The sequence below is a fragment of the Microlunatus sp. YIM B11417 genome (assembly GCF_059617205.1).
Map to the genome: position 1 here is coordinate 107,989 of NZ_JCAMPJ010000001.1, position 25,661 is coordinate 133,649.

The 25,661-nt window shown below is 71.2% G+C and carries 24 protein-coding genes; 7 read left to right on the forward strand and 17 right to left on the reverse strand.

Annotation, left to right across the window (positions count from 1 at the left end; translation table 11 throughout):
• Positions 1 to 169: 169 nt before the first annotated feature.
• Positions 170 to 1,807: a DUF4082 domain-containing protein gene (locus AC6CCG_RS00535; RefSeq protein WP_496652478.1), complete on the forward strand. Its 1,638-nt coding sequence runs from the start codon at positions 170 to 172 to the stop codon at positions 1,805 to 1,807.
• Here AC6CCG_RS00535 and AC6CCG_RS00540 read toward each other — a convergent pair.
• The 11 genes from AC6CCG_RS00540 to AC6CCG_RS00590 form a co-directional block, all read right to left on the reverse strand.
• Positions 1,791 to 3,602: a hypothetical protein gene (locus tag AC6CCG_RS00540; RefSeq protein WP_496652479.1), complete on the reverse strand. Its 1,812-nt coding sequence runs from the start codon at positions 3,600 to 3,602 to the stop codon at positions 1,791 to 1,793. The two genes, AC6CCG_RS00535 and AC6CCG_RS00540, sit on opposite strands and share 17 nt — an antisense overlap.
• Positions 3,603 to 3,646: 44 nt before the next feature.
• Positions 3,647 to 4,657 carry a hypothetical protein gene (locus tag AC6CCG_RS00545; RefSeq protein WP_496652480.1) on the reverse strand — a complete coding sequence of 337 codons (1,011 nt, stop codon included), beginning with the start codon at positions 4,655 to 4,657 and terminating at the stop codon, positions 3,647 to 3,649.
• Between the two features lie 20 nt (positions 4,658 to 4,677).
• Positions 4,678 to 4,947: an acyl carrier protein gene (locus AC6CCG_RS00550; protein WP_496652481.1), complete on the reverse strand. Its 270-nt coding sequence runs from the start codon at positions 4,945 to 4,947 to the stop codon at positions 4,678 to 4,680.
• 9 nt (positions 4,948 to 4,956) lie between these two features.
• Entirely contained in the window at positions 4,957 to 6,198 is a 1,242-nt protein-coding gene (locus AC6CCG_RS00555; RefSeq protein ID WP_496652482.1) for a pyridoxal-dependent decarboxylase, exosortase A system-associated, read from the reverse strand.
• Complete coding sequence (locus AC6CCG_RS00560; RefSeq protein WP_496652483.1) at positions 6,195 to 7,775, reverse strand: acyl-CoA ligase (AMP-forming), exosortase A system-associated; 1,581 nt, start codon at positions 7,773 to 7,775, stop codon at positions 6,195 to 6,197. The genes AC6CCG_RS00555 and AC6CCG_RS00560 overlap by 4 nt, the downstream gene beginning before the upstream one ends.
• Positions 7,772 to 9,172, reverse strand: a complete 1,401-nt coding sequence (locus AC6CCG_RS00565) for a UDP-glucose dehydrogenase family protein (RefSeq protein WP_496652484.1) — start codon at positions 9,170 to 9,172, stop codon at positions 7,772 to 7,774. The genes AC6CCG_RS00560 and AC6CCG_RS00565 overlap by 4 nt, the downstream gene beginning before the upstream one ends.
• Complete coding sequence (locus AC6CCG_RS00570; RefSeq protein WP_496652485.1) at positions 9,169 to 10,563, reverse strand: glycosyltransferase family 4 protein; 1,395 nt, start codon at positions 10,561 to 10,563, stop codon at positions 9,169 to 9,171. Before AC6CCG_RS00570 ends, AC6CCG_RS00565 begins: the two co-directional genes overlap by 4 nt.
• Positions 10,560 to 11,609 carry a TolB family protein gene (locus AC6CCG_RS00575; RefSeq protein ID WP_496652486.1) on the reverse strand — a complete coding sequence of 350 codons (1,050 nt, stop codon included), beginning with the start codon at positions 11,607 to 11,609 and terminating at the stop codon, positions 10,560 to 10,562. Before AC6CCG_RS00575 ends, AC6CCG_RS00570 begins: the two co-directional genes overlap by 4 nt.
• Positions 11,606 to 12,901: an MFS transporter gene (locus AC6CCG_RS00580; protein ID WP_496652487.1), complete on the reverse strand. Its 1,296-nt coding sequence runs from the start codon at positions 12,899 to 12,901 to the stop codon at positions 11,606 to 11,608. Before AC6CCG_RS00580 ends, AC6CCG_RS00575 begins: the two co-directional genes overlap by 4 nt.
• Positions 12,902 to 13,513 (reverse strand): acyltransferase, encoded by a 612-nt coding sequence (locus AC6CCG_RS00585; RefSeq protein WP_496652488.1) that lies wholly within the window; start codon positions 13,511 to 13,513, stop codon positions 12,902 to 12,904.
• Between the two features lie 983 nt (positions 13,514 to 14,496).
• Positions 14,497 to 14,631, reverse strand: a complete 135-nt coding sequence (locus AC6CCG_RS00590) for a hypothetical protein (RefSeq protein WP_496652489.1) — start codon at positions 14,629 to 14,631, stop codon at positions 14,497 to 14,499.
• A gap of 119 nt (positions 14,632 to 14,750) precedes the next feature.
• Between AC6CCG_RS00590 and AC6CCG_RS00595 the strand changes: the two genes are divergently transcribed.
• Positions 14,751 to 15,755 carry an acetylxylan esterase gene (locus AC6CCG_RS00595; protein WP_496652490.1) on the forward strand — a complete coding sequence of 335 codons (1,005 nt, stop codon included), beginning with the start codon at positions 14,751 to 14,753 and terminating at the stop codon, positions 15,753 to 15,755.
• Here the strand turns inward: AC6CCG_RS00595 and AC6CCG_RS00600 are convergent, their stop codons facing one another.
• Positions 15,756 to 16,766 (reverse strand): TRM11 family SAM-dependent methyltransferase, encoded by a 1,011-nt coding sequence (locus tag AC6CCG_RS00600; protein WP_496652491.1) that lies wholly within the window; start codon positions 16,764 to 16,766, stop codon positions 15,756 to 15,758.
• Positions 16,767 to 16,808: 42 nt separating this feature from the next.
• Positions 16,809 to 17,309 carry an inorganic diphosphatase gene (locus tag AC6CCG_RS00605; protein ID WP_496652492.1) on the reverse strand — a complete coding sequence of 167 codons (501 nt, stop codon included), beginning with the start codon at positions 17,307 to 17,309 and terminating at the stop codon, positions 16,809 to 16,811.
• A gap of 113 nt (positions 17,310 to 17,422) precedes the next feature.
• On the opposite strand from AC6CCG_RS00605, the gene dacB reads away from it, so the two are divergent.
• From dacB to AC6CCG_RS00630, 5 genes are all read left to right on the forward strand, one after another.
• A complete protein-coding gene (gene dacB / locus AC6CCG_RS00610) occupies positions 17,423 to 18,817 on the forward strand; it encodes a D-alanyl-D-alanine carboxypeptidase/D-alanyl-D-alanine endopeptidase (protein WP_496652493.1) in 1,395 nt (464 codons plus the stop codon).
• A gap of 73 nt (positions 18,818 to 18,890) precedes the next feature.
• The gene (locus AC6CCG_RS00615) at positions 18,891 to 19,970 is read left to right on the forward strand and encodes a zinc-dependent metalloprotease (protein ID WP_496652494.1); all 1,080 of its coding nucleotides are present in this window, start codon (positions 18,891 to 18,893) and stop codon (positions 19,968 to 19,970) included.
• A 13-nt stretch (positions 19,971 to 19,983) separates the two neighbouring features.
• On the forward strand, positions 19,984 to 20,970 hold the full coding sequence (gene tilS / locus AC6CCG_RS00620) for a tRNA lysidine(34) synthetase TilS (RefSeq protein ID WP_496652495.1): 987 nt from the start codon (positions 19,984 to 19,986) through the stop codon (positions 20,968 to 20,970).
• Positions 20,963 to 21,514: a hypoxanthine phosphoribosyltransferase gene (hpt, locus tag AC6CCG_RS00625; protein ID WP_496652496.1), complete on the forward strand. Its 552-nt coding sequence runs from the start codon at positions 20,963 to 20,965 to the stop codon at positions 21,512 to 21,514. Before tilS ends, hpt begins: the two co-directional genes overlap by 8 nt.
• A gap of 86 nt (positions 21,515 to 21,600) precedes the next feature.
• The gene (locus AC6CCG_RS00630; RefSeq protein WP_496652497.1) at positions 21,601 to 22,128 is read left to right on the forward strand and encodes an alpha/beta fold hydrolase; all 528 of its coding nucleotides are present in this window, start codon (positions 21,601 to 21,603) and stop codon (positions 22,126 to 22,128) included.
• A 460-nt stretch (positions 22,129 to 22,588) separates the two neighbouring features.
• On the opposite strand, the gene AC6CCG_RS00635 is transcribed toward AC6CCG_RS00630, so the two are convergent.
• Genes AC6CCG_RS00635 through AC6CCG_RS00650 form a run of 4 tightly spaced genes read right to left on the reverse strand, consistent with a single transcriptional unit; the run spans position 22,589 to position 25,582 of the window.
• Positions 22,589 to 23,449, reverse strand: coding sequence for a LysR substrate-binding domain-containing protein (locus tag AC6CCG_RS00635; protein WP_496652498.1), 861 nt, complete (start codon positions 23,447 to 23,449; stop codon positions 22,589 to 22,591).
• A 22-nt stretch (positions 23,450 to 23,471) separates the two neighbouring features.
• Positions 23,472 to 24,245 carry an SDR family oxidoreductase gene (locus tag AC6CCG_RS00640; RefSeq protein ID WP_496652499.1) on the reverse strand — a complete coding sequence of 258 codons (774 nt, stop codon included), beginning with the start codon at positions 24,243 to 24,245 and terminating at the stop codon, positions 23,472 to 23,474.
• A complete protein-coding gene (locus AC6CCG_RS00645; RefSeq protein WP_496652500.1) occupies positions 24,242 to 24,907 on the reverse strand; it encodes a VC0807 family protein in 666 nt (221 codons plus the stop codon). The genes AC6CCG_RS00640 and AC6CCG_RS00645 overlap by 4 nt, the downstream gene beginning before the upstream one ends.
• Positions 24,908 to 24,958: 51 nt before the next feature.
• A complete protein-coding gene (locus AC6CCG_RS00650) occupies positions 24,959 to 25,582 on the reverse strand; it encodes a TetR/AcrR family transcriptional regulator (RefSeq protein WP_496652501.1) in 624 nt (207 codons plus the stop codon).
• Between the last annotated feature and the right edge of the window lie 79 nt (positions 25,583 to 25,661).

The window sequence follows — 25,661 nt, forward strand, 5'->3', positions numbered from 1 at the left end:
GCGCAGCGGGTGCCGTTATCGTGCCGTTATATTCCGGTGCCGAGCGTGCGAGCCGTTCGGGACCGGGGCTCGTTGATCCAGTTGTGGGGGCTTCACAACTGACAGCTTGGGTGTCGATCCGGGGGTCGCTCCGGCGGTGCTGCATGCTGTCGAAGAAGGGGAAGGCCTCATGCAGATCCGCTCTGCACGCTTCGTCAGGAAACTTCGCTCATTCCGTTCCCTGCTGGCGATCGCCGCTCTGTTCGGTGCCAGCACGGTTCTTCTCATCACCAGCACCGTCGCCGCCGTTCCCGGCGACCGGACCGCCGAACCGGCCGTCGCCGATGCAGCGGCCACGGGCGAGCGCCCGGCGCAACGGCTGCCAGGCGCAACCGACCGGGACCGGACCGATCGGCAGGCGCCGGACCATCGGCGGACCGATCGGCCGAGCGCCGACCAGGACCGCTCCGCGTGGTCCCATTCCGGCCGTGACCGTACGGACCGCCGCCACAAGTACGTCGAGCTCGGGCTCCGGTTCACCGTGTCCGGCGACGGCTCGATCGTCGGGCTGCGCTACCTCCGCGGCGAGGAGACCTCGACCAGGCGCGGCACCCTCCGCGACGAGGCCGGCAAGCCACTGGCCAGGGTCGAGTTCAAGGCCACCGGGTCCGGATGGCAGTACGCGCGGTTCGACCGGGCCGTCAAGGTTCGGGCCGGCCAGACCTTCCTGGCCACGATCCGCGCCGGCTACCGTACCGACGCGGAACAGAGCGCCGTCATGGCGCTGTTCGATCATGGTCGGTTGGACACCGGCAAGCTCAAGGACGCGGCCGCAGTACTACGCCTGCGCGGCGACTGGAAGACTGTCGGCGCCGACCGGACCGAGTCCGGCGTGCAGCCGCTGATCCGCGCCGCGAAGCCGACGCCGCCGAACCCGACTCCCTCGCCCAAGCCGACCCCGAAGCCGGAGCCGACGCCGACTCCGGAGCCCACGCCGACGCCGAAGCCCACCCCGACTCCGGCGCCGTCCGAACCCCCGACCGACGACGGTGAGTTCCCGAACGCGGACAACACCGGCGTACCGGCCGGGACGAATCTGCAGCCCTACACCGGTCCGAAGACGATCACCCAGGACGGTACGGTCATCGACGGCAAGACCGTCGACGGCTCGCTGACCATTCGGGCGGCGAACGTCACCGTGCGCAACTCGGTGATCAACGGCACCATCGCCACCGACGAGAACTCGACCGGCTTCTCGTTCACCATCGTCGATTCCGAGGTCCGGGTCGGCAACCGTGAGGGCACCGGCATCGGAGCCACCAACTTCACCGTGCTCCGGGTCGAAGTCACCGGCGGGAACCGGTCGATGAACTGCTGGAAGAACTGCGACATCCGTGACTCCTACGTGCACGGCCAGTTCAAGGACGTCACCGGGGTCGCTCACGAGTCCGGCATCCGGATGGGCGCCGGCGGCAAGATCATCGGCAACACGATCGTCTGCGATGCCCCCGACGTCCCGCCGGACGCCGGCTGCTCGGCCAGCCTGACCGGGTACGGCGACTTCGCGGCGGTCCGGGACATGGAGATCCGGGGCAACCTGATGGGAGCCACCACCGGCGGCTACTGCGCCTACGGCGGTAGCTCGGCCGGCAAACCGTTCTCGACCGGAGCCCGGGACATCCGGTTCATCGACAACGTGTTCGAGCGGGGCAAGACCGGCAAGTGCGGCTTCTGGGGCGCGATCACCGCCTTCGACCCGAACGCGCCCGGCAACGTCTGGCAGGGCAACCGCTGGGACGACGGAGCCACACTCAAGTCGTCGAACTGACCCTCCGGTTCGCCGACTCGAGCCGGCGGCTCTCCGTGGCCGCCAGCACGTTGATCAAGAAGGCGACCGTGGTCGGCTGGACGGGCGTGCTCCCCGCGAGCACTCCGTCCAGCCACGCGGTCCGCAGCATCGGCACCTCGTAGAGCGCACTGCAGGCCGCCGGCTCGGCCCGCCAGTGCGCGACCACGAGTGCGGCGGCCTCCGCCACGCCGAACTGCGCGCGCCGGCCATGGGTCGCGCGCTGGTGCACCTTCCGCACCAGCTTGCGCGCGGTCACCGTACCGGTCGACAGCCGGGTGAACACCGAGCGCGTACCGAGCCTGGCCGGCACCAGGCCGGAGTCGAGCGGGATCCGGGCGAGCTCCGGGTCGAGCCGCCGCATCAAGCGGCCGAGCAGCAGCGAGTCGCGCTTGTCGCCGGGCCCGACCGCGAGGGCCAGCTCGACGAAACGCCGGTCGAACATCGGGTTGATGTAGTGCCGCCGTACTGCGGCCACGGTCCCGTGCACGCCGGCCCAGCGGTGCATCCGCTGCATCAGATAGAAGTCGTCGGTGGCCCGAAGCCAATCGCCGGCCCCGAAGAGGCCGTGCAGCGTGGCGAGGGTGATGGACCGGGCCTGATCGAGGAAGGCCGGCTCGAGCGCGTCCGCCTCGACGGCCTCGTTGCTGAAGAGCCGCCACCGGGCCAGCCGATCGATCAGCTGCGGCGACGTGCTGGCGTGGGTCGGCTGCCCGGCGTAGTAGAAGCCGCGCGCGACCTCGCCGCCCAGACCGGCGAGCCGGTGACCCTGCACCAGCTGGGACTCCGCGAGCAACAGCGGCGCCAGTGCCAGTGGGCTGGCCGAGCACTCCAGCTCCCGGGCCGCGGTCAACGCCAGGGCGTGGGCCTCGTCCGGGGCCAGTGGGCGCTGCTCGCTGGGCCGGTACACCTGGTGGACCATGCCGAACCGTTCGGCCAACTGGGCGGCGATCATGACGTCGGGGTTGTCCGGGTCGCCGACCGTCAGGGCGCGGAGCCCGGTCCGCTGCCGCTCCGGGATCGCGGCGAGCAGGATCCGGGAGTCGTGGCCACCGGTGAGTTGCAGCCAGGCGTCCTGATGATCATCGAGGTAGGTCGACTGCCAGCGGCGGAGGAGTTCGGCCATCTCCGCGACGGCGTCGTCGAGCGTCGGTACGGTCTCGGGCCGGGCCGGTGGCTCGGCGTAGCGGCGCAGCTCGAGCCTGCCCCGATGCAGCGTCGCGATCGTCGCCGGAGCGAAGGTGTGAACGCCCTCGAAGAGGGTGGCGTCGCCGACCTGCCAGCCGATCAGGGCCTGGGCTCCGAGGCCGGCCGGATCGAGCCCGCCGCCGGCCAGGATCGACAGGGCGCGGGCGCTCGTCGAGACAGCCGCCACTCCCGTTCCGCGCCACCAGTAGAGCTGGTGGAAACCGAGCCAGTCGCCGGCGACCGTGAGCGGCGCGTTGGGTGTCCGGCGGTGCGCGACGGCGAACGGCGGCAGGAAGGTCGTCAGCGCGGCCCCGTCGGTGATCATCGCCGGCAGGTCGGCCGTCGCGACGTCGCCGGTACGGGTTCGGGTCGCCCGACCGATTCGCACCGTGATTCCGCCGGCCGGGTCGGTCACGTCGCCCGGATCCGGCCCGGCGAAGGCGATCCAGCCGTCATCGGTGTGCCGAAGCACCGGTTCGGCCCGGGCGTTGTCGCGCAGGCAGCCGGCCGCCTTGATCATGGTCGGTTCATCGATCGTCGACGTTTCGCCCGGGCCGGAACCGACCGTCACCGCGAGTAGAGCCTTCATCGTGCCTCCGTCCGGACGTTCACGTGGTCAGTCGCCGACCGGGATCAGTCCGACGGCGGGAGCGGGGTGCCGTCGTCCCAACGGTTGCCCTGCCAGACGTTGCCGGGAGCGGTCTGGTCGAAGTCGGTCACGGCGCCCCAGAAGCCGCACTTGCCGCGGGTGCCGCGTTCGAAGACGTTGTCGATGAACCGGATGTCCCGCGCGCCGCTCGAGTACGGCTTCCCGCCCGAGCTGCCGCCGTAGGCGCAGAAGCCGCCGGTGGTCGCGCCGATCAGGTTGCCCCGGACTTCCATGTCCTGGACCGCCGCGAAGTCGCCGTACCCGGTGAGACTGGCCGAGCAGCCGGCGTCGGGTGGGAACTCGGGGGCGTCGCAGATGATCGTGTTGCCGATGATCTTGCCGCCGGCGCCCATCCGGATGCCGGACTCGTGCGCCACGCCGGAGCGGTCGGCGAACTGGTCGTGGACGTAGGAGTCCCGGATGTCGCAGTTCTTCCAGCAGTTCATCGACCGGTTGCCGCCCGTCACCTCGACCCGCAGCACCGTGAAATTCACGGCGCCGATGCCGGTCCCGGCCCGGTTGCCGACCCGGACCTCGGAATCGACGATGGTGAACGAGAAGCCGGTCGAGTTCTCGTCGGTGGCGATGGTGCCGTTGATCACCGAATTGCGTACGGTGACGTCGGCGGCCTGGATGACGAGAGCGCCGTCCAGGGTCTTGCCGTCGATGACCGTCCCGTTCTCCGTGATCGTCATCGGGCCGGTGTAGGCGGTGAGCTCCGTCCCGGCCGGCACCCCGGTGTTGTCGGCTCCCCGCGGCTCGGCGGTTTCCGCCGGCGTGGCTGGAGTCGCCGGGGTCGGCGCGGGTGGCGTCTCCGTCGGCGAACCGGCGGCGGTGCCCGGGGTGTCGACGGCGCCGGGCGCGAGAGACTGCAGCCGACCGACGCCGTAACCGACTCCCGCAGCGACCATGATCGCCACCACGAAACCCGCGGCGAAGAGCGTGCGCCGCGAGACGAACGGCCGCGGCGGCGCGGCAGGTCTGGTCTTGATCATCGACGGTGTCCGACTCGAGCTCAGCCCACGCCGGCGAGCTTCTGATCGACGAACGCGACCAGGGTGCCGACCGAGGTGAACAGCTCGCTGCCGAACTCGTGATCGTCGATCATGAAGCCGAACTCGGACTCGAGTCCGGCCAGCAGATCGAGGACGGCGAGCGAGTCCAGTTCCGGCAGGGCGCCGTAGAGCGGCGTCTCCGGGGCCAGCGAACGGCCGCCGTCGGGCAGGCCGAGCGTCTCGGCGAGGATCGCCTGGACCCGGGACAGGGTGGTGGAGGTGATGGTCATCGTTTCCTTTCAGATCAAGGCCTCGGCGGGCGCCGGGTGGCCGAGGAAGCCGGTCGGGCTCGCGGTGAGGCCGTACGCACCGGCCTGGAAGATCACGAACAGGTCGCCGACCGCCGTGGCCGGCAGCGCCACCTTGTCGGCCAGCAGGTCGAGCGGGGTGCAGAGCCGGCCGACCACCGTGCTCAGCTCGGCCGGTGGCTCGGTGATCTTGTTCCCGACGGCGACCGGGTAGTTCCGCCGGATCACCTGGCCGAGATTGCCGGACGCGGCCAGCTGGTGGTGCATCCCGCCGTCGACGACCAGGAACTGCTCGCCGCGGGACTGCTTGCGGTCCAGCACCCGGGTCACGTACACGCCGCTCTCGCCGACCAGGTAGCGGCCCAGCTCGAGCACCGGGCGGGCCTCCGGCAAGCGGGAGGCGATCGGTCCGTCGATCAACGCGGCGAGGTTCGCGGCGACCGGGGCCAGGTCCAGCGGCCGGTCCCGTTCCGTGTACGGAATCCCGAAACCCCCGCCCAGGTTGAGATAGCGGACCGGCGTCGCCGCGTGCTCGGCGAGCGTGATGATCAACTCGACGGTGCGGCGCTGCGCCTCGCAGAGGATGTCGGCCTGCAGATTCTGCGACCCGGCGAACACGTGGAAGCCGATCAGGTCGAGGTCGAGGGCGGTGATCAACCGGAGCAGTTCCGGCACCCGCTCCGCGTCGACGCCGAACTGTTGCGGCCCGCCGCCCATCCGCATCCCGGAGCCGCGAACGGCGAAGTCGGGATTGACCCGGACCGCGACCCGCGGCCGGCAGCCCAGCCGGAGGCCCGCCTCGGCGACCCGGCGTGCCTCGGTCTCCGACTCCAGCTCCAGGGTGATCCCGGCGGCCACCGCCCGTTCGATCTCGGCCGGCGCCTTGCCCGGTCCGGCGAAGCCGATCCGGTCCGGGCGGATGCCGGTGTCCAACGCCACGGCCAGTTCGCCGGCGGATGCGACGTCGAGGCCGTCGACCAGGCCGGCCAGGTGCTGCACCACGGCCGGCATGGGGTTGGCCTTGACCGCGTAGTGCAGCCGGATCGCCGGCGGCAACGCCTGCCGGAGCAGTTCCACCCGTTCGGTGATCAAGGAACGGTCGTAGGCGAAGAACGGCGTGCTGCCGATCCGGGCGGCCAGCCGAGTCAGGCCGATCCCGCCGACGGCGAGCTCGCCCGCGACCGTACCGAAGCCGACCGGTCCGGACCCGATGATCAACTCGCTGGTGGTCATCCGAACTCCGTCCGTAACAGGGCCCGGTCGTACTTGCCGTTCGCCGAGCGCGGCAACTCCTCCCGGACGATCACCTCGGACGGCACCTGGAAATGCGGCAGCTCCCGGCGCAGCTCGGCGAGCAGTGTCGAGGTCGTCAGCGGATGGCCGTTCTCCGTGGCCAGCAGGACGATCCGCTGGCCGAGCCGGTCGTCCGGCACGCCGAGCGCGACCGCGTCGCGGACCATCCCGGTGGCGTAGGCGGCCTCCTCCACCTCGGTCGGGCTGACCCGGTAGCCGGAGGTCTTGATCATCTCGTCGGTCCGGCCGACGAAGTAGAGGTAGCCGTCGGCGTCGGCGACCACCCGGTCCCCGGACCAGACCGCGAGTTCCGGCTGGCGCCAGCTCGCGGTCGGGCCCGGGACCGGGCGGAAGCGTTCACTCGTCCGGACGGGATCGTTCCAGTAGCCGAGGGCGACCAGGCTCCCCCGATGCACCAGCTCGCCTTCCTCTCCCGGTTCACAACGGGACCCGTCCGGACGGACCACGAGAATCTCCGCGTTGGGGATGGCCTTCCCGATCGAATCCGGGCGGAGATCCACCTGGGCCGGATCGAGGTACGTGGAGCGGAAGGCCTCCGTCAGTCCGTACATGAGGTAGGGCAGTGCGACCGGGAACAGCTCCCGCAACCGGGTCAGCGTGCTGCGCGGCATCCGGCCGCCGGTGTTGGCGAAGTAGCGCAGCCGCTGCCGGGCGGCGTCCGGCCAGTCCAGCCGGGCCAGCTGCAGCCAGAGCGGCGGCACACAGGTCAGCCCGGTGACGCCGTGCCGTTCGCAGAGCCGCGGCACATCCCCGGGCAGCAGGTAGTTCAACAGCACCACCTGGGCTCCGGACCGGAACGCGGTGGTCAGCTGGCTGAAGCCGGCGTCGAAGCCGAGGGGCAGCACGGCCAGGATCACATCGTGGTGATCATGGCCGAGGTAGCCGGCCACGCTCTCCGCGCCGGCGATCAGGTTGCGGTGGCTCAGCACCACGCCCTTCGGCAGCCCGGTGCTGCCGGACGTGTAGAGGATGGCCGCCGGGTCAAGATCGACACCGGGTCTCGTCGCGCCGGCCGGATCCGTGATCATGGACGTCGTCCAGTCGTGCCGCGCGGGTCCGCCGGCGTCGGCCGAACCCGGCGAGTCCGAGGCGCCGATGACGATCACGTGCTCCACCGCCGAGGAGGTCAGCGTCGGCCACAACGCGCCGAGCCGCTCCGCGGTGGTGATCAGGAAGCGGGCCGAGCAATCGGTCAGGATGTGCCCGACCTGGGCCGCGCGGAGCACCGGATTGACCGGGACGAAGACACCGCCGGCGACCGAGCTGCCGAAGATCGCCGTCACCGTCTCGAGCCGCTTCTCGGCGAACACGGCGACCCGGTCGCCCGGCTGCAGGCCGAGCCGGACCAGCAGGTCGCCGGCCGCGGCGATCCGCCGCCACAGCTCCGCGTAGTCCAGCGTCTCCACGCCGTACGTCAGCGCGGCCCGGTCCGGCACCGCGGCGGCGGTGTACTCGACCAGCTGGTGCAGCCGGCTCAGCGGCAGTCCGGTGATCATGATCCGGCCCGTCCGAGGCCGCGGTAGGTCCAGCCGGCGGCTCGCCAGCGATCCGGGTCGAGCGCGTTGCGGCCGTCGATGATCACCGTGCGGTCGACGAACTCGCGCAGCGCGACCGGGTTCAGCTCGACGTACTCCGGCCATTCGGTCAGCAGCAGGATCAACTCGGCGCCGCTGACCGCCTCCTCGAGCGAACGGGCCACGGTGAGCTGAGGCCGGCTCTCGGCGACCCGGTCCGCGGCCCGTGGGTCGGTGATCACCACGTCCGCGCCGAACGAGGCCAGCCGCTCCGCGACGTCCAGGGCCGGTGAGTCCCGGATGTCGTCGCTGCCCGGCTTGAACGCCGCGCCGAGCACGGCGATCCGCCGGCCGCCCGGCAGCCCGTCGCACGCGTCCAGGGCGAGCTCGACCAGCCTGGCCCGGCGGCGCAGGTTGATCGCGTCGACCTCGCGCAGGAAGGCGAGTGAGGACCCGGCGCCGAGCTCCTCGGCCCGGGCCAGGAAGGCCCGGATGTCCTTGGGTAGGCAGCCGCCGCCGAAGCCGAGGCCGGCGCCGAGGAACTGGCGGCCGATCCGCCGGTCGTGGCCGAGCGCGTCGGCCAGCTGCACCACGTCGCCGCCGGTCGCGTCGCAGAGGTCGGCCATCGCGTTGATGAAGCTGATCTTGGTCGCCAGGAACGCGTTGGCCGCCGCCTTGGTCAGCTCGGCGGTCGGGTAGTCGGTGATGATCACGGGCGTACCGTCGGCGACCGCCTTGGCGTAGATCCGGTTCAGCAGATCGGCCGCGGCGGTTCCGGTCGGCCCGTCCGGCACGCCGTAGACGATCCGGTCCGGGGCCAGCGTGTCGGCCACCGCATGCCCCTCGCGGAGGAACTCCGGATTCCAGGCCAGCTCGGCGTCCGGCTCGACCTCCCGGATCCGGGCCCGGAGCCGGGCCGCGGTGCCGACCGGCACGGTCGACTTGCCCACCACGAGATCGCCCGGTTTCAGGTACGGCAGCAGGGCGGTCACCGCGGCCTCCAGATGGCGCAGATCGGCCGCCACCCCACCCGGCTGCTGCGGCGTCCCGACGCAGAGGAAGTGCACGGTCGCCCGACGGACCGCGGTCGGATCCGTGGCGAAGCGCAGCCGGCCCGAGCCGAGACCGTCGGACAGCAGGTCGGCCAGCCGCGGCTCGTACAGCTGCGGCCGGGCCTGGCCGAGCCCGGCGATCTTGGCCTGGTCGACGTCCAGGCCGACCACGGTGTGACCGAGCGCCGCCATCGACGCCGCATGGACGGCGCCCAGATACCCGCACCCGATCACGGACATGATCAACTCGTCGTCGGTCGGCTCCGTGTCGCGGATCAGGTCGAGGTCGGCGGGATCGACGGTGTTGATGCCCAGAAGATTGATCATGGTGCCGTCCGTTCCCGGACGAACCGCCGCAGCTCGGCCTCGTCGGTCAGGTCGACGTAGCGCCGGCCCTGCTCGTCGAAGGCCGGCTCCGGAGGAAGGTCCTCGCCGAGGTGGGTGGTCGGCCGGTGCACCCCGAACAGCCGGTCGTAGACGCCGACGTAGGCCAGCGACTGCGGCCGCCAGTCCAGTGCGGCCGAGACCCGCCGCCGGGCCCGTACCCCGAGGTCGGCCCGGAGCTCCGGATCGTCCAGCAGGACGAGGATCTGATCGGCGAAGGCGGTGCGGTCGCCGGAGTCCACGTACCGCACCGAGTCGCCGCCGGAGACCCGGGTCTCGACCAGGTCGAACGCGACCGACGGGAGCGCGTACGCCATGTATTCCATCGTCTTGTTCATCGTCGAGACGTCGTTCAGCGGCGTCTTCAGATCGGGACTGAGGCCGACGTCGGCGGCGCTGAGGTGCTCGGCGATCATGGACCGGTCGGCCCGACCGGTGAACGTGACGTGATCGTCCAGGCCCAGTTCGGTGGTCCGCCGGCGCAGGTCGGCCAGACAGTCGCCGAACCCGAGCAGGGTGGCGTGGACGTCCCGCCGGCCCCGCCGATGGACCAGGTCGTCCATCACCTCGATGATCATCTCGGTGCCGTCTTGCGGCCCCATGATGCCGAGGTAGACGAGATTGAAGCGGTCCCGGTGGCGGCGGGTCGGATAGACCGGCCGCATCACCCGGGTGTCCGGCCCGCTGCGGACCACGGTGACCTCGGCCGGATCCCGCCGGCCGCGGTCGATCGCGATCTTGCGGTACGACTCGTTGGTGGAGATCACCCGGTCGGCGATCTTGTACGTCATCCGTTCCAGCCAACGGAGTCCGGCCAGCTCGGCCCGCTCCCGGCCGGACTCGGGTTCGCCGAAGCGGGACAGGAACAGCTCCGGGTTGAGGTCGTGCTGATCGAAGACGAACAGCACGCCGCGGACCCGCCACAACCGGGCCAGCAGCCAGTAGGTGTCCGGCGGGTTGCAGGCCTGGATCACGGTGAACCGGTGCCGCCGCCAGACCGTCCGGGACAGCCAGGCCGTGCGCAGCCAGCTGTAGCTGAACTCCAGTAGGAAGCCGGCCAGACCGCGGGCCTCCGGGGCGGGCCGGTACTTGTACAGGTGCACCCCGTCCAGCCATTGTTCGGGCGGGTCGTCCGGACCCTTCGGGCAGATCACGCTGACCCGATAGCCGGCGGCGACCAGGGCCTGGCACTCGAGCCAGACCCGGCGGTCCAGCGGCACCGGTAGGTTCTGCACGATGATCAACACGTGCTCGGCGGAGGCGTCGGGCGCGGCGGGCGCCCGGGTCTCGGTCGTCGCTCGGGTCGGGGCGTGCGTTCTGATCGGTGTTCTCACCGAGTTCCTCCTCGTACCACGGCCGGCGAACCGGCTTCGGGGATGGCGATCCGAGGCGTACCGGAACCGTCGGCCGGGGTGACCCAGACGTCGGTGACCGTGGCCTCATTGCCCGGTCGGGAGATCGCATACAGCAGGTGGTCGTCGTCCAGCCACTCGACCTGATCATCGACCGACCGTTCGTCGGCGATCATGGTCTCGGTGCCGGAAGCAAGATCGAGAACGGCGATCCGCCAGACCGGTGTGCCGGTCGAGGACAGCCGTTTCTTGTACGCGATCGCGTGCCCGTCGGGCGACAGGGACGGGCATTCGACGTTCTCCCGGAGCGAGGTCAGGGTGCGCTCCGTGAGCGAGCCGCGGACCAACCAGGTCTGGTCGCCGACGGCGGCGGTCGCGTAGAAGGTGTCGTTGTCGGCGGCGAAGGTGACGCCCCAGAAGTTCCGGTTGACCGCGGTCAACGGTCGCCCGTCGATCATGGTCCGGAACTCCTCCAGGTTGCCGACCCGCTGACCACCGCGCCAGATCACCGTCTCGGTGGAGAACGACGACCCGGCGTAGGAATGACCGGTGACGAAGGTGGTGGTGGCGGCCAGCGAGCCGTCCCGGGACATCCGGGCCCGGCTGGGCAGTCCGACCAGCTCCTGTTCCGCGACCGGCCGGAGCTGATCATCGAGCCGGACCAGCGTGTACCGCGGCGGGATGCCGCGCCGGGCGGCGACGCAGGTGCCGGCGGTCGCGGTCGCGTAGACGCGCTCGCAGTCGACGTCCAGCACGGAACGCGGGCCGCCGGGGTCGGCGACGGCGACCACGGCGAGCCGGCCGTAGTCGGCGCCGAGGGCGGCGGAGCGGAACACGATGTGCGGGGCGGCGAGCAGGCCGGCGGGATCGGTGCCCGCCGGCCCGGTCCCGGGATCGCCGCCGGGCTGGCCGGCCCAGCTGGGCCCGGGTGCGCCGAGCCCGTTGCGGACCAGGTACAGCCCGGCCGCACCGAGCAGAAGCACGCTGATCCCGATCAGCGCTCCGATCCGGGCTCCGGTGCTGATCATGGCGCGACGCTCCCGGTCCGCACCGAGGCGGCCAGCAGCCGGCCGGCCACCGGCACCATGATCAACAGAGCGCCGGCGACGACGAACAGGGCGAGTTGCTGGCCGGTCAGCTGCCAGAGCAGGCCGAAGCCGACCGCGCTGCCGAACCGGGACACCGCGACGACGGTCTGGGCGGCCGAGATCCCGCTGGCTCGCCGGGACTCCGGCGACAGCTGGGCGGCCAGCGCGCTGAGCACTCCGTCGGTGGCCGCGTAGTAGACGCCGAGCAGGCCGACCACGGCGACCACGGCGGGCAGTCCGGGCGGCCCGGCCGCGGCGACCAGGTAGCCGACGAGCAGCACCAGATGGCCGGCCAGGAACAGCTTCCAGCGGCCGAACCGGTCGGCCAGCCGGCCGAACGGGACCGCCAGGGCGAGATAGGTGACGCTGGTCCCGACGAACAGCAGGGGGAACAGTTGCGGCGGCACCGAGCCGGACTCGGACAGCGCGAGGTAGAGGAAGCCGTCGCCGATGGTGACCAGGCCGAGCAGCCCGGCGGCGATCAGCAACGGGGCCGGCACCGGCAGTCGCCGGGCCCGCCCGGGGCGCGCCCGATCAACGGCGGGCTCGGCCGGCTCGGTGGGTACGGTGGGCTCGGCGGGGGCGGCGGCCGGGCGGAAGCGGGTGGCCGGGACGGCCAGCACCAGCACGGCGACGCCGATCACGGCGAAGGCCGCCGAGACGGCGAACACGGAGCGGTAGCCGCCGAGGCCGTACGGGACGGCGAAGAGGATCGCGAACGCGAGCAGCGGCCCGATCAGGGCGCCGGTGGTGTCCAGGGCCCGGTGCACCCCGAAGTTGCGGCCGAGGGCGCGCGGGTCCGAGGCGGTGGCGATCATGGCGTCCCGCGGACCGGTGCGCAGACCCTTGCCCAACCGATCCAGCGTGATCATGGCCGTCAGCGGCCAGAATCCCTGCACCAGCAGGAAACCGACCCGGGACAGCGCGGAACCGCCGTAGCCGAGCACGGCGATCCGCTTCGGCCGCCGGGTGGTGTCCGCCCACCAGCCGCCGGCCAGCCGGACCAGCGCCGACACCGCCTGGTTGATCCCGTCCACGAACCCGTACGCGAGCGGGCCGAAGCCGAGCACGACGGTGAGGTAGAGCGGCAGCACGGCGGTCACCGACTCGGACGAGATGTCGGTGAGCAGGCTGACCACGCCGAGGCCGAGCACCGTCGCCGGGATCCGGCGCGGCACGTCCGCGGCCGTCGCGGCGGTGCGCTGACGGTTCTCGCGCAGCGTGACGTACATCTAGCCCACCCGCGGTTCGGCGGCCGCCAGCCCACGGCCGGTCTGCGTGTGCCGGGTCCCGCAGTCCGGGCAGGCCAGGGCCGGATCGAGCCGTTCCCCGCAGCCGCAGACCCAGCCGATCCGCCGGGCCGGGTTGCCGGCCAGCAGCGCATGATCATCGACGTCCCGAGTGAGTACCGCCCCTGCGGCGGCGAAGGCGTTCCGGCCCACGGTGATGCCGCAGACCACGATCACGCCCGCGCCGAGCGTCGCCCCGGACCGGACCAGGGTCGGCCGCAGCTCCGGCCAGTCCCGCCGGATCCGGGCCCGCGGCCGCAGGTCGTTGGTGAAGATCGTTCCGGGACCGAGGAACACGTCGTCCTCGACGGTGACGCCGTCGAAGATCATCACCTGGTTCTTCACGGTGACCCGGTCGCCGACCACGGCGCCCTGCTCGACGAACGCGCCGCCGCCGATGTTGCAGTCGCGGCCGACTCTGGCCCCGGCCATCACGTGCGCGAACGCCCAGACCCGGGTCCCGGCGCCGACCTCGTCGCTGTCACAGAGACCGCGCGGATGGACGAAGACGGCCGATCCGGCGACGGTGTCAAGACCTGTCGAAACGGCCGACATCAGACGCCACCCCGACCGAACTCGTGCGCGTGGTTGTGCGCACGCCGAAAGAGATTCCTGACCAACTCCATGTGCCCCCGGCTTTCCCAGAACCGCCCGCCACCCCCCGTGACGGCGCACGTCGATAACCATGACTCCGTGGGTTTGAACGAGGATAGGTAGGCGGCGTGGTACGCGACGCAGAACGCCTACAATCCCCTCGAGTGAATTTCTCCCCCCGTGACTCAAGGTAGCTGGAGCGTAACCCGAGGTTCGGGGCTCCGCCAGCAGAACCGGTGAATTCGTGGCGACGGACTCGTGACGGATGTCTTCGGCCCCGGCGGACCAGGGCCGAAAGACCCCGAATTGAGGACGGTGCTGAGGAATCCTGACCTACCGAGCGGTGCCCAGGCACGCACCCGGCTGCGTTGTCGTCGGCGTCCGTAGGACACCGCTACGACCTTCTCCTCCGCCTTGCCGGGCACGCACCTGGACACCGCTCGCCACGGCCAGGATTCCTCAGCACCGTCCTCACTGGCAGCGGTTGTCGAGGGCGTACGACGGCCGGCCTCGCTGCAGTCGAGGCCCGAGGACGACGACGCTCGGGGCATCGATGGGGGCTGATCTCGATGCCCGGCGATGGTCGTCGACCGCCGTACGCGGTCCGTGAATCCGTCGAAAGCTTGCTGCCTCTGCCGGCCGCCCCGAAGCCGGTCAGTGCGAACGTTCAGATGATGCCGAAACGCTGTGAGCTCGGCTGCAATTTCCCCCGATTCGTTGAGGATCTCCCTCAGAGCACCCCGGTCAACAGTTCGCGACTCTGCGAGCAGCCTGGCTGGGGTTACTGTCAGGATACTCGCCGTTCGGGAAAGCGCTAGGCGTAGGGAAACAATTCACCGGAATCGGAGCGTTCGTGGAACTCGTCGGCAATTCCGCAATTCCATACGCGGTCAGTAAGGTGACTTTACCTTCTCGGAAATTACGAGGAATTGAAAGGGGCGGGCTCAGGCGACATCGTCGGCGGACCGGTAGAGCGACAGGGAGAGGAGTCGGGCCCGAGGCCGTACCCGAAGACGCCGGGTCGGCCGAATCCCGTACTCCCACAGCGAGGCGGCGCTGTAGGCGTCGGCGATGATCACGTCCGGCCGGGACCCCAGGGTGATCGTCTCCCCGTAGGCCGTGGTGTACGACCAGCTGGTCTACGCCGGCTCGGGTCCGGCGGGGAGCTCCCGGGCGCGGCCGTTTAGGATGACCGTCCATGGCGATGTTCGATCTGTCCCTGGATGAGTTGCGCGACTACCGGCCGACGGTGGCCGAACCGGAGGACTTCGACGATTTCTGGTCCGCATCGATCGAGGAGGCTCGGGCCGCCGGCTCCGCCGCCGGGGTCGAGGTGACCAAGATCGACAACAAGCTGGCCGTGATCGACACTTACGACGTGACGTTCCCCGGCTTCGGCGGGACGCCGGTCAAGGCGTGGCTGCATGTGCCGGCCGGGGCGACCGGGCCGCTGCCGACCGTGGTGCAGTACCACGGCTACTCCGGCGGCCGCGGCTTCCCGCACTCATTCACCCAGTGGGCGCAGGCCGGCTGGGCGCACTGGGTGATGGACACCCGGGGTCAGGGCTGGTCGTCCGGCGGCAGCTCCGAGACGCCCGACCTGGCACCGGAAGCCGGGATCAATCACGTGCCGGGCTTCATGACCTCCGGCCTGGAGGACCCGAAGCACTACTACTACCGCCGGGTCTACCTGGACGCGGTGCGGCTGCTCGACGCGGTCCGCGGGCACGCGACGACCGACCCGTCCAAGATCATCATCACCGGCGGCAGCCAGGGCGGCGGCATCACCATCGCCGCGGCCGGTCTGGCCCCGGCAGCCGGGATCGAGCTGCTCGGCGCGGCGCCGGACGTCCCGTTCCTGTGCCACTTCCAGCGGGCGCTGCAGATCACCGGCCGGAACCCGTACGGGGAGATCACGAACTACCTGGCCGGTTGGCGGGACCGGGTGGACGTGGCCTACCGGACGCTGAGCTACTTCGACGGCGTCAACCTCGGCAAGCGGGCCCGGGCGGCGACCCTGTTCTCGGTCGGCCTGATGGATCCGGTCTGCCCGCCGTCCACCGTCTACGCCGCCTACAACTTCTACGGCGGCGACGCGGACGTGACGAAGTCGATCAACGTCTACTCGCACAACGAGCACGAGGGCGGCGGGATCTACCAGACCGCGGCCCAGCTGGACTGGTTCGGCGAGCTGTTCGCCTGATCACTGGGGCTTGATCGCGACCAGGATGTCGCGGTTGATCGAGGAGTCGACCCGGTGGCCGAGTTCGGCGTACGGCCCCGAGTCGACCATGATCAACCCGGCCCGGGTGGCGATCGAGGCGAAGTCGCCCCGGCTCAGCCCGTACGTGTTCCAGGCGACCCCGAGCGCGCCGCCGGGACGAAGCTGCTCGGCCCAGACCGGGACCGCCTCGGCCAGCAGGTTGGCCGCCGACCGGTCCCGGGCGCCCGCCTTGCGGCCGGCGCCGTGGCTGCCGTGGGTGATCCCGTACGGTGCGTCGGTGATCACCGCGTCGAACCGGCGCTGACCGTACAGCGCGGCCGACTGCCGGGTGTCGCCGGTGAACACGGTGATCTTGAACTGCCGGTCCGGCCGCGGCGAGACCGTGGCCTCCAGCCGGCTGCCCAGGTGCCGGCCGTCCCGGCGGACCGGGTTGACCGTGAGCGTGTGCTTGATCCGCTTCCGCCGCAGGTAGGTGCGCAGGAAGGCCGCGTACGCCTCGAAGGCGGCCGGGTCCAGCTCCACGCCGTTCACGTCGTAGCCGAGGGTGAGCCCGGTGCTCAGCGTGGTGCCGCGGCCGGACAGCGGGTCGAGGATCGACGGCCGCCGCGGCCGGTCGGTCCGGGCCGCCGGCCGGGCCGCCAGCGTGACGTTGATCAACAACCGGGTGAACTGCTCGTTGGTCTTGCCGGAGTACTTCGGGATGGTGACCAGATCGTCGTCGAACTCGTCCGGCCGGTCCAGCCGGACCGGCAGCAGATGATCGTCGTCGCGGCGGTACAGCGCCAGCGTCGCCGAGCCGAACCCGAGCGGCGCCAGCTCGGCCGGGTCGGACACCCGGACCGCCAGATAGTCGACGCCGGCCAGGCTGACCGTCTCCAGGGTCGTGTCCTGGCGCAGCAGGATCGCCAGCTCGGCGCCGACCAGCCGGGTCGCCTGGTCGGCGTACACCCGATTGGCCGACGGGGCCAGCAAGATCACGTACTCGGTCACGGGGAGGACTGTAGCGGCCGGCGGCCGGTCAGCGGCTCAGGCTCAGAAGTGCTGCTCCTTGGCGCGTTCGAAGGAGGCCCGGACCTCCTTCTCGGCCTCCTCGACGCCGGTCCAGGTGGCGCCCTCGACGGACTTGCCCGGCTCCAGGTCCTTGTAGACGGTGAAGAAGTGCTCCACCTCGAGCAGCAGGTAGTCGGAGATGTCGGCGATGTCGGAGATCAGGTCGTTGCGCGGGTCGCCGGCCGGCACGCAGAGCACCTTGTCGTCGCCGCCGGCCTCGTCCTTCATCCGGAACATGGCGACGGCGCGGCACTCGATCAGGCAGCCGGGGAACGTGGGCTCGGGCAGCAGCACCAGGGCGTCCAGCGGGTCGCCGTCCTGGCCCAGGGTGCCCTCGATGAAGCCGTAGTCGGCCGGGTAGGCGGTCGAGGTGAAGAGGGTCCGGTCCAGCCGGATCCGGCCGGTCTCGTGATCGACCTCGTACTTGTTCTTCTGTCCCTTCGGGATCTCGACGGTCACATCGAACGTCAGCCGGTCGCTCACTGCTCCTCCTCCACGCGCGCCCGATTAGGATGGCCCGGGCACGCCGAGCATAGTGGCTGATCGCAGCCGTCTTCCAAGGCCGGCAGGAGTGCCGACGGGAGGAAGGAATGCGGGTGTCGCGGACGGTTCGACGCCGCCGGCGGCTGGCGGTCGCCGGCTGCGGTGTGGCGCTACTGCTCGGGCTCGGGTCGGCCTGTACGCCGGTCCCGGAGGTCTCCGCCACCGATCACACGCCGCCGGCGGGCAGTTCCGCACCGGCGCCGTCGCCCACCGCGGGGCCGGAACCGGCCGCCGCTCCGGCCCCCGTGCTGAAGCCGGTCGCCAAGGGCCCGGTGCCCGATCCGGACCGCGTGGAGCGCGCGATCGAGCGGGTCGGCTCGCCCAAGGCCGAACTCGGCGCCGTGGTCGAGGAGGTCTTCACCGGCAAGGAGCTGTACGACCACGACGGCGACGAGCCGGTCTTGCCTGCCTCGACGTTGAAGCTGCTGACCTCCGCGGCGGCGCTGGCCGAGCTCGGACCGGACCACGAGTTCAGCACCCGGGTGGTGACCGGTGCGAAGGGCCAGGTGATCCTGGTCGGCGGCGGCGACCCGTACCTCACCGACAAGGCGGTCCCGGACAGCTATCCGGTCCGTGGTTCCCTCGAGGAGTTGGCCGCGCAGACGGCCCGCCAGCTCCGCAAGACCGGCCAGACCACGATCAAGCTCGGCTACGACGCGAGCCTGTTCTCCGGCCGGGCCTGGAACGCGACCTGGCCCGGCAACTATCGCGACCAGGTGACCCCGACCTCGGCCCTGTGGGTCAACGAGGGACGACACCAGGGCGCGCCGCGGGACACCGATCCCGCCGAAGCCGCCGCCGAGGCCTTCGCCAAGGCGCTGAAGAAGCAGAAGATCGCAGTCACCAAGATCACCGAGCAGGCGGCGTCCGCGAAGGCCAAGCCGCTCGCCTCGGTGTCCTCGATGCCGCTGGAGCGGATCGTCGAGCAGGTACTGCTGACCAGCGACAACGACGGTGCCGAGGTGCTGCTCCGGCAGCTCGCGGTGGCGGCGGACCGGCCCGGGTCGACCGACGAGGGCCGCGAGCAGCTCGAGGAGATCCTGACCGGGCTGAAGGCCTGGGACGAGGAGACCGAGGTGTACGACGGCAGCGGGCTGTCCCGGGAGAACCGGGTGCCGGCCGAGGTGCTGGTGGCGGTGCTCCGCCAGGCCGCCTCCGCTGATCACCCGGAGCTGCGGGCGGTGCTGACCGGGCTGCCGGTCGCCGGCGCCGAGGGTACGTTGCGGAGCCGGTTCACCGACCCGGCGGCGGAGGACGGCATCGGCGTCGTGCGCGGCAAGACCGGGACCCTGACCGGGGTCTCCTCGCTGGCCGGCATCGTGCGCACCGAGGACGGGGCCCTGCTGGCGTACGCGTTCGTGATCAACGAGCCGAAGGACCCCTGGCTGGCCCGGGAATGGGTGGCCAAGGCCTCGACCGCGCTGGCCCGCTGCGGCTGCGGCGGCTGACCGGACTCAGGGAGAGTGCCGATAGTGCCCCGCACTGTGTCGGTTTGATTCTGGGCCCGCATAGAGTCAAGGCATGGCTACCACGATGGTCGACTGGAACGTCGCGTCCCAGACCGCTCGCCGGCTGGTGAAGCCGGGACCCGAGATCTCCCGGGCCGGTGCCCGGTCGGCCGTTGCCGCCCTCCGCGAGGCGGCAGTGCGGGCCGAGGAGTACGTCGCGGACGTGACCGGCCTCCGGGTTCCCGGACCGACGGCGCCGGTGCTCGTGGTCGACCGGCCGGGCTGGATCCAGGCCAACCTGGACGGCTTCCGGCACATCGTCGCGCCGCTGTCGGCGAAGTTCGATCACCGGCTCGCCGAGAACCCGTCCCAGGTGCAGCAGACGATGGCCCAGGTCGGCGCCCGGGTGACCGGCGTCGAGATCGGCGCGCTGCTCAGTTATCTTTCGCCGAAGGTGCTCGGCCAGTTCGACCCGTTCCATCCGGGGACCGACGGCGAGCCGGGCGGCCGGCTGCTGCTGGTCGCGCCGAACATCGTGCACGTGGAGCGCGAGCTGCAGCTCGATCCGGCCGACTTCCGGCTCTGGGTCTGCCTGCACGAGGAGACACACCGGGTCCAGTTCACCGCGGTGCCCTGGTTGCGGGACCACCTGAACGGGCTGATCGAGAAGCTGGTCGCCTCGGCCGACCTGGACGCCGGCGTGATGGGCGACATGATCAAGACCGCCGCCAGGAAGATCGGCGACGGCCTCCGCGGCGACGAGGAGGTCTCGATCATCGACCTGGTGCAGACGCCGGAGCAGCGGGAGACCGTGGACGCGATGACCGCCGTGATGTCGCTGCTGGAGGGGCATGCCGACGTCGTGATGGACAGTGTCGGGCCCGACGTGATCGGCTCGATCACCGAGATCCGGCGCAAGTTCAACGTCCGTCGCGAGGGCCACGGCTTCGACAAGATCATCCGCCGGCTGCTCGGGCTGGACGCCAAGATCAGGCAGTACCGCGACGGCGCGGCGTTCTGCCGCCGGGTGCTCGACCGGGTCGGCATGAACGGGCTCAACCAGGTCTGGATCTCGCCGGAAACCCTGCCCAGCAAGGACGAGATCGCCTTCCCCGACCTGTGGCTGAACCGGGTGCACGGCACCCCGGCCTGACTCGGTCCTCCGGATGGCCGTGAAGGCGCTCGGGCCGGCGCAGCTCGAGGTGGTGCAAGCGATCACCCGGGCGCTGACCGAAGTCGATCATGGCCTGCTGGTCGCCTGCTCGGGCGGCCCGGACTCGCTCGCCCTCGCCGTCGGTGCGGAGGTGGTCGCCCGCCGGTCCGGCCGCCCGCTGTCCGTCGTGATCGTCGATCATCGGCTGCAGGACGGGTCGGACCAAGTCGCCGCCGGCGTCCATGATCAACTCCGGGAGAGCGGGCTGCCGGCCGTCGAGGTGGTCCCGGTCGACGTCGCGCCGGACTCCGGCGACGGTCCGGAGGCGGCCGCCCGGGAGGCTCGCTACCGGGCCCTGGACGCGGCGGCGGACCGGCTCGGCGCGACGACGATCCTGCTCGGGCACACCCGCGACGACCAGGCCGAGACCGTCCTGCTCGGGCTGGCCCGCGGCTCCGGCACCCGGTCGCTGGCCGGGATGGCGCCGAGGACGGGGCGGCTGGTCCGGCCGTTGCTCGAGCTGCCCCGGGCGATCACCGAGCAGGCCTGCGCCGAGGCGGGGCTGACCCCGTGGCGGGACCCGCACAACGCCGACCCCGCCTACACCCGGGTCCGGGTCCGGGACCGGGTCCTGCCGGTGCTGGAGGCGGAACTCGGCCCGGGCATCGCGGCCGCGCTGGCCCGGACGGCCCGGCTGGCCCGCGACGACGCCGACTTGCTGGACCTGCTGGCGGAGCGGGCCGCGGGCGAGGTCCGTACCGACGACGGGGGCTTGGACTGTGTCCGGACCCTGGCCCAGCCGGCCGCGCTCCGGTCCCGGGTGCTGCGTTCCTGGCTGCACGAACACGGCGCCCGGGAGGTGTCCGCGGAGCGGCTGGCCGAGGTCTCCCGGCTGGTCACGGACTGGCACGGCCAGGCCGGGATCGACCTGCCCGGGGTGACCGTCACCCGACGCAAGGGACGGCTGATCGCGTGTGGCAGGCTTGGCGACCGTGGATGACACCGACATCATCGGCGACCTGACCAACGTCCTGTACACGCGCGAGGACATCGCCGAACGGATCGCCGAACTCGGCGCCAAGATCGACTCCGACTACGCCGACAAGGAGCTGGTCCTGGTCGGCGTGCTGAACGGCGCCGTGATGGTGATGGCGGACCTGTCCCGGGCACTGCGGAGCCACTGCACGATGGACTGGATGGCGATCTCCTCGTACGGGTCGGGGACCCAGTCGTCCGGCGTGGTGCGGATCCTGAAGGACCTCAACACCGACATCAGCGGCAAGCACGTGCTGGTCGTCGAGGACATCATCGACACCGGCCTGACGCTGTCGTACCTGATCAGCAACCTGCAGTCGCGCGACCCGGCCAGCCTGCGGATCATGACGATGTTCCGCAAGCCCGAGGCCGCACGCAACGCCGTCGACGTCGCCTACGTCGGCTTCGACATCCCGAACGAGTTCGTCGTCGGCTACGGCCTCGACTTCGACGGCCGCTACCGCAACCTCCGCAGCGTCGGCACCCTCGCTCCGCACATCTACAGCTGAGCCGTGCCCGCCGGTCCGGTCGACCTGGGGACGTCACCCTGTTCGTCCGGGAGCTCGGGGTCCGGCGAACGGGTCGTCCGTCCCTGGTGGTGTTGCACGGCGGCCCGGACATCGGGCATCGCTGTCTGGTGCCCGACCTGGAGCCGCTCGCCCATGATCATCATGTGGTGATCTTCGACTTCCGCGGCTGTGGCCGGAGCAGTCGTGATCTTCCCGAGGACGCGCTGCAGCCCGAGTACGTCATCGACGACGCGCGCCGCCTGATCGACAGGCTCGGCCTCGGCCGGGTCGATCTGCTCGGCTTCTCCACCGGCGGCCGGGTGGCGACCGCCTTCGTGCATCAGCATCCGGAGCAGGTCCGGCGGTTGATCAAGGGGCTGGACCAGGGCGACTGGAGCTACCAGCGGTATCTGGACGGCCGGATGCATCCGTGGGTGGTCGGTGACGCGGAGGCGATCCTGCGCGACTGGGGCGGCCCGATCCTGATCTTGCACGGCGAGCAGGACATGGGCTTCCCGCTCGCCGAGCGCCTTCACGCCGCCCTGCCGACGAGCGAACTCGGGGTGATCACGGGGGCCGCGCACCTGTGCCATTTCGAGAAGCCTGAAGAGTGAGCGCAGCGGATCCGTGCGTTCCTCGCCCGACCCGGCTGACCGAAATCCAGCGCACTTGCCCGGATTCGGGCCGAAAGGGGCCGTTCGTCGCGGAGTGCGCTGGAATTCGGTCACAGGTGGTCGCTCCAGGACCGGGTTCGTCGAGGTGGATTCCAGCAGGCTGACCGTCCGGCCGCCGGCGGCGTCCTGCTGAGGACGACTGGAGCTATCAGCGCTACCGGAATGGCCCGGATGCATCCCTGGTCGGTGACGCGATCCTGCGCGGCCCGATCCTGATCTTGCACGGCGAGCAGGACATGGGCTTCCCGTTCGCCGAGCGACTCCACACAGCCGTGCCTGCGAGTCGGCTGGCCGTGCTGGCTGAGTGGTTCCTCGCTCGTCCGGACTGACCGAAATCCAGCACCCTCGCGCGGATCCGGGGCGAAGGGGGCCGTTCGTTGCGAAGCGCGCTGGAATTCGGTCACAGATGCGGCAGCAGACGCTCCAGGACCGGGTTCGTCGAGTCCGGATTCCAGCAGGCGTGCAGGCTGACCGACCGCGCGTCGGCGAGTTCGCGGAAGACGACGCCCTCGACCCGCATCGCCGTACAGGACCGGGGGACCAGGGCGAAGCCGCGGCCGGCCCGGACCAGCGCCAGCATGGTGGGCACCTGGGAGGCGATCTGGGCGCGCAGGAAGTCCTGCATCCCGACCAGGGCCGCGCAGACGTCGTGCAGGTAGCGCGATCCCTCCGGGCTGTAGCCGATGTAGTCCGCGGCGACGTCGCTGAGCCGGGCCGGTCCTTCCCCGGTGGCGAGCGGATCACTCTCGGGTACGGCGAGCACCAGCTGCTCGGTGTGGATCGGCTTCGAGGCAAGATCATCGGGGACCGGCGGCCGGACCAGGCCGAGATCGAGGGTGCCGCTGATCAGGGCCGGGAACTGCACGTCGCTGGTCTGCTCGTCCAGCGCCACGCTCACGCCCGGCAGCACCCGGGTGAGCAGGGTGAGCACGTCCCCGAGCACCGCGTACGCTCCGATCGCGGTGAAGCCGAGCCGCAGGGTTCCGGCCTGGCCGGCCGCGACCCGACGGGCCGACTCGGGCGCCGCCTCGACCAGCGTGAGCACCCGGCGGGCATCGGCGAGGAAGGTGCGGCCGGCGGCGGTCAGGCTGACCCCGCGCGGGCCGCGGTCGAACAGCCGCACCTGCAGGGCGCGCTCCAGCGCCTGGATCTGCCGGGTCAGCGGTGGCTGGGTCATCGCCAGCCGTACCGCGGCACGGCCGAAGTGGAGTTCCTCGGCCACCGCGACGAAGCCGCGCAGCTGAGCCAGCGAGTAGTCCATACCGTGACGGTATCCCTGGTGATCAGCCGGCCGACCAGGCCCGGTCCCCGACCAGGGTGGCCTCGGCGCCGCCGTCGGCGAAGATCACCTGGCCGGTGACGAAGCGGTTCTCGGGCCCGGCCAGCCAGCCGATCAGATGGCCGATCCATTCGGGCCGGCCGGGAAAGCCGCCGAGCGGCTGGGGCGCCGCGGACTCGACGGCCCGCCGGACGGCGTCGTCGGCGAGGATCCAGGCCGCGGCCGGAGTGTCGACGACGCCCGGGGCGACCGCGTTGAGCGGGATGCCGGCGCCGGCCCAGTCGGGGGTCGGCGCGGTCCGGCGGATCCAGCCGTTCAGGGCCCGCTTGGCGATGCCGTACGCGGCGTCGCGGAGCACCGGATCGGCGGCGACCAGCGCGGTCGCGGCGGCCTCATCTCCCGCGGCGCAGGCCCGTAGGACGCGTTCGTCCGCGGGGGCGAGTGAGGACGTCGAGGACACGGCGACCGCGCGCGGGGCCGGACTGCGGGCCAGCAAGGGGCGCAGGCCTTCGAGCGTCGCGACCGTACCGAAGTAGTTCGTCTCGAGCAGGCCGGTGCGGCCGCCGCCGGCGACCGCGAGCACCGCGTCGATCGGCCCGCAGCGTCCGACCTGGTCGACCAGAGCACGGCGGCCGGCCGGGGTGGACACGTCGGCCACGATGTCCGCGTCGTCGAGGTCGCAGCCGATCACGGTCGCGCCCTGGTCCCGGAGGATCGCCGCGGTGGCGGCGCCGATACCCGAGGCGGAACCGGTGACGACGTAGCGGCGGCCGGTCACCGGTCCTCCTCCGAGCCCGGCTCGTCCCCGAGCAGCGGTACACCCCGTCGGCGGAAGTAGACCTGGCTGCTCACCTCGGCGAGGACGATCAGTCCGACGAGCTTGAGCGCGCCGATCAGCGGGACCAGGTCGATCGGCAGGGTGTAGGCCAGCACGACGGTGCTCGCGGCATCGGCGAGCAGCGCCGAACCCCAGATCACCGTGCACCCGCTCACCACCCGCCGGAAGGCCGGGACGTCCTGCCAGGCGGCATTGATCCGCTCGCGCAGCGGGCCGCCGGTGAACGTCCGCAAAGCGAACAGATAGTACGGAGTCCGCAGCAGCGTCACCAGGATCCAACCGCCCACGACCGCGGTGACCCAGCCGTCGCGCGCCAGCAGGGTTCGTGGGCTGCCGGTCAGGAAGGACAGCGCGACGCTCAGCAGCAGGGCTGTCATGACGAGGGCGGCCAGTTGGTCGATCCGGCGCTTCGTGATCACCGAGTGCAGTGTCTTGACGGCCGGCCCGACCAGGCCGAGCAGCAGCGCCGTCCACTGGTCGACGCCGAGTGCGCGGAGGCCGTAGAACACCGCGATCGGGACGATCGCGTTGATGACGAGGCTCAGGACGATCTCGCGCTGCGGGTTCGCCGCACGGGCGGCCGCCTCCGTTTTAATGACCATGTGGTCAATAGTAATGACCGCATGGTCAATAAACCAACAGATGTGATCAGGTCAGTCCCTGGCCTGCATGCCGCCGAGCAGGATCTCGGCGAGCCGGTCGGCGTAGTCCTCGGGCTCGACCTCCGGATGGGTTTCCAGGTACGCGAGCATGACGTCGATCGAGCCCTGGTACGTGACGGCCATGACCCTGGTGTCGAAGGCGCCGAGGCTGCCCTCGTCCTGACCGCGCCGGAACAGCGCCTCCTGGCCCAGGTAGGACTCCTCGTAGAACTCCGCGATGACCCGCTCCGTGCCGTCGGGGCCGGGAAGATTGTGCAGGATGCGGTCCAGGGCGACCAGTTCGTTCCGGTGGGTCCTGATCTGGGCGGCGGCCAGGCGCAACGCGGCTCGGATGATGCCCGGCACGGGCTGATCCAGGTCGAGCCGGCCGACGATCGTCTCCCGCATCCGCTCCAGGGTGGCCTTGGCGGTCGCCTCCATCAGGTCGTCCTTGCCGGAGAAGTAACGCCAGACCAGGCCCTTGGCGACGTCCGCCCGGGCGGCGACCCGGGTCAGTGTCGCGCCCTCGTAGCCCTGGTCGACGACCTCGAGCACGGCCGCCGCCATCAGCTGCTTCCGTCGTTGATCTTCACCGAGGCGCTGGCGCGGGCCGCGCGGCGAGGGCTTGGCATCCACGGCGCGGATGCTACCGGCCGTCGGTCGGTCGCGGGCGGGACAGGATGTCGTCACGGTATCGAGCCATGCCGAACTCGAC

What these genes read in the sequence shown, in the direction of transcription:
- AC6CCG_RS00585 (WP_496652488.1), bottom strand. Translation starts at nt 13,513, where the DNA reads ATGTCGGCCGTTTCGACAGGTCTTGACACCGTCGCCGGATCGGCCGTC.
- AC6CCG_RS00595 (WP_496652490.1), top strand. Translation starts at nt 14,751, where the DNA reads ATGGCGATGTTCGATCTGTCCCTGGATGAGTTGCGCGACTACCGGCCG.
- AC6CCG_RS00615 (WP_496652494.1), top strand. Translation starts at nt 18,891, where the DNA reads ATGGCTACCACGATGGTCGACTGGAACGTCGCGTCCCAGACCGCTCGC.
- AC6CCG_RS00550 (WP_496652481.1), bottom strand. Translation starts at nt 4,947, where the DNA reads ATGACCATCACCTCCACCACCCTGTCCCGGGTCCAGGCGATCCTCGCC.
- AC6CCG_RS00645 (WP_496652500.1), bottom strand. Translation starts at nt 24,907, where the DNA reads ATGGTCATTAAAACGGAGGCGGCCGCCCGTGCGGCGAACCCGCAGCGC.
- AC6CCG_RS00565 (WP_496652484.1), bottom strand. Translation starts at nt 9,172, where the DNA reads ATGATCAATCTTCTGGGCATCAACACCGTCGATCCCGCCGACCTCGAC.
- AC6CCG_RS00560 (WP_496652483.1), bottom strand. Translation starts at nt 7,775, where the DNA reads ATGATCACCGGACTGCCGCTGAGCCGGCTGCACCAGCTGGTCGAGTAC.
- AC6CCG_RS00540 (WP_496652479.1), bottom strand. Translation starts at nt 3,602, where the DNA reads ATGAAGGCTCTACTCGCGGTGACGGTCGGTTCCGGCCCGGGCGAAACG.
- AC6CCG_RS00535 (WP_496652478.1), top strand. Translation starts at nt 170, where the DNA reads ATGCAGATCCGCTCTGCACGCTTCGTCAGGAAACTTCGCTCATTCCGT.
- tilS (WP_496652495.1), top strand. Translation starts at nt 19,984, where the DNA reads ATGGCCGTGAAGGCGCTCGGGCCGGCGCAGCTCGAGGTGGTGCAAGCG.
- AC6CCG_RS00635 (WP_496652498.1), bottom strand. Translation starts at nt 23,449, where the DNA reads ATGGACTACTCGCTGGCTCAGCTGCGCGGCTTCGTCGCGGTGGCCGAG.
- AC6CCG_RS00575 (WP_496652486.1), bottom strand. Translation starts at nt 11,609, where the DNA reads ATGATCAGCACCGGAGCCCGGATCGGAGCGCTGATCGGGATCAGCGTG.
- AC6CCG_RS00555 (WP_496652482.1), bottom strand. Translation starts at nt 6,198, where the DNA reads ATGACCACCAGCGAGTTGATCATCGGGTCCGGACCGGTCGGCTTCGGT.
- AC6CCG_RS00580 (WP_496652487.1), bottom strand. Translation starts at nt 12,901, where the DNA reads ATGTACGTCACGCTGCGCGAGAACCGTCAGCGCACCGCCGCGACGGCC.
- AC6CCG_RS00545 (WP_496652480.1), bottom strand. Translation starts at nt 4,657, where the DNA reads ATGATCAAGACCAGACCTGCCGCGCCGCCGCGGCCGTTCGTCTCGCGG.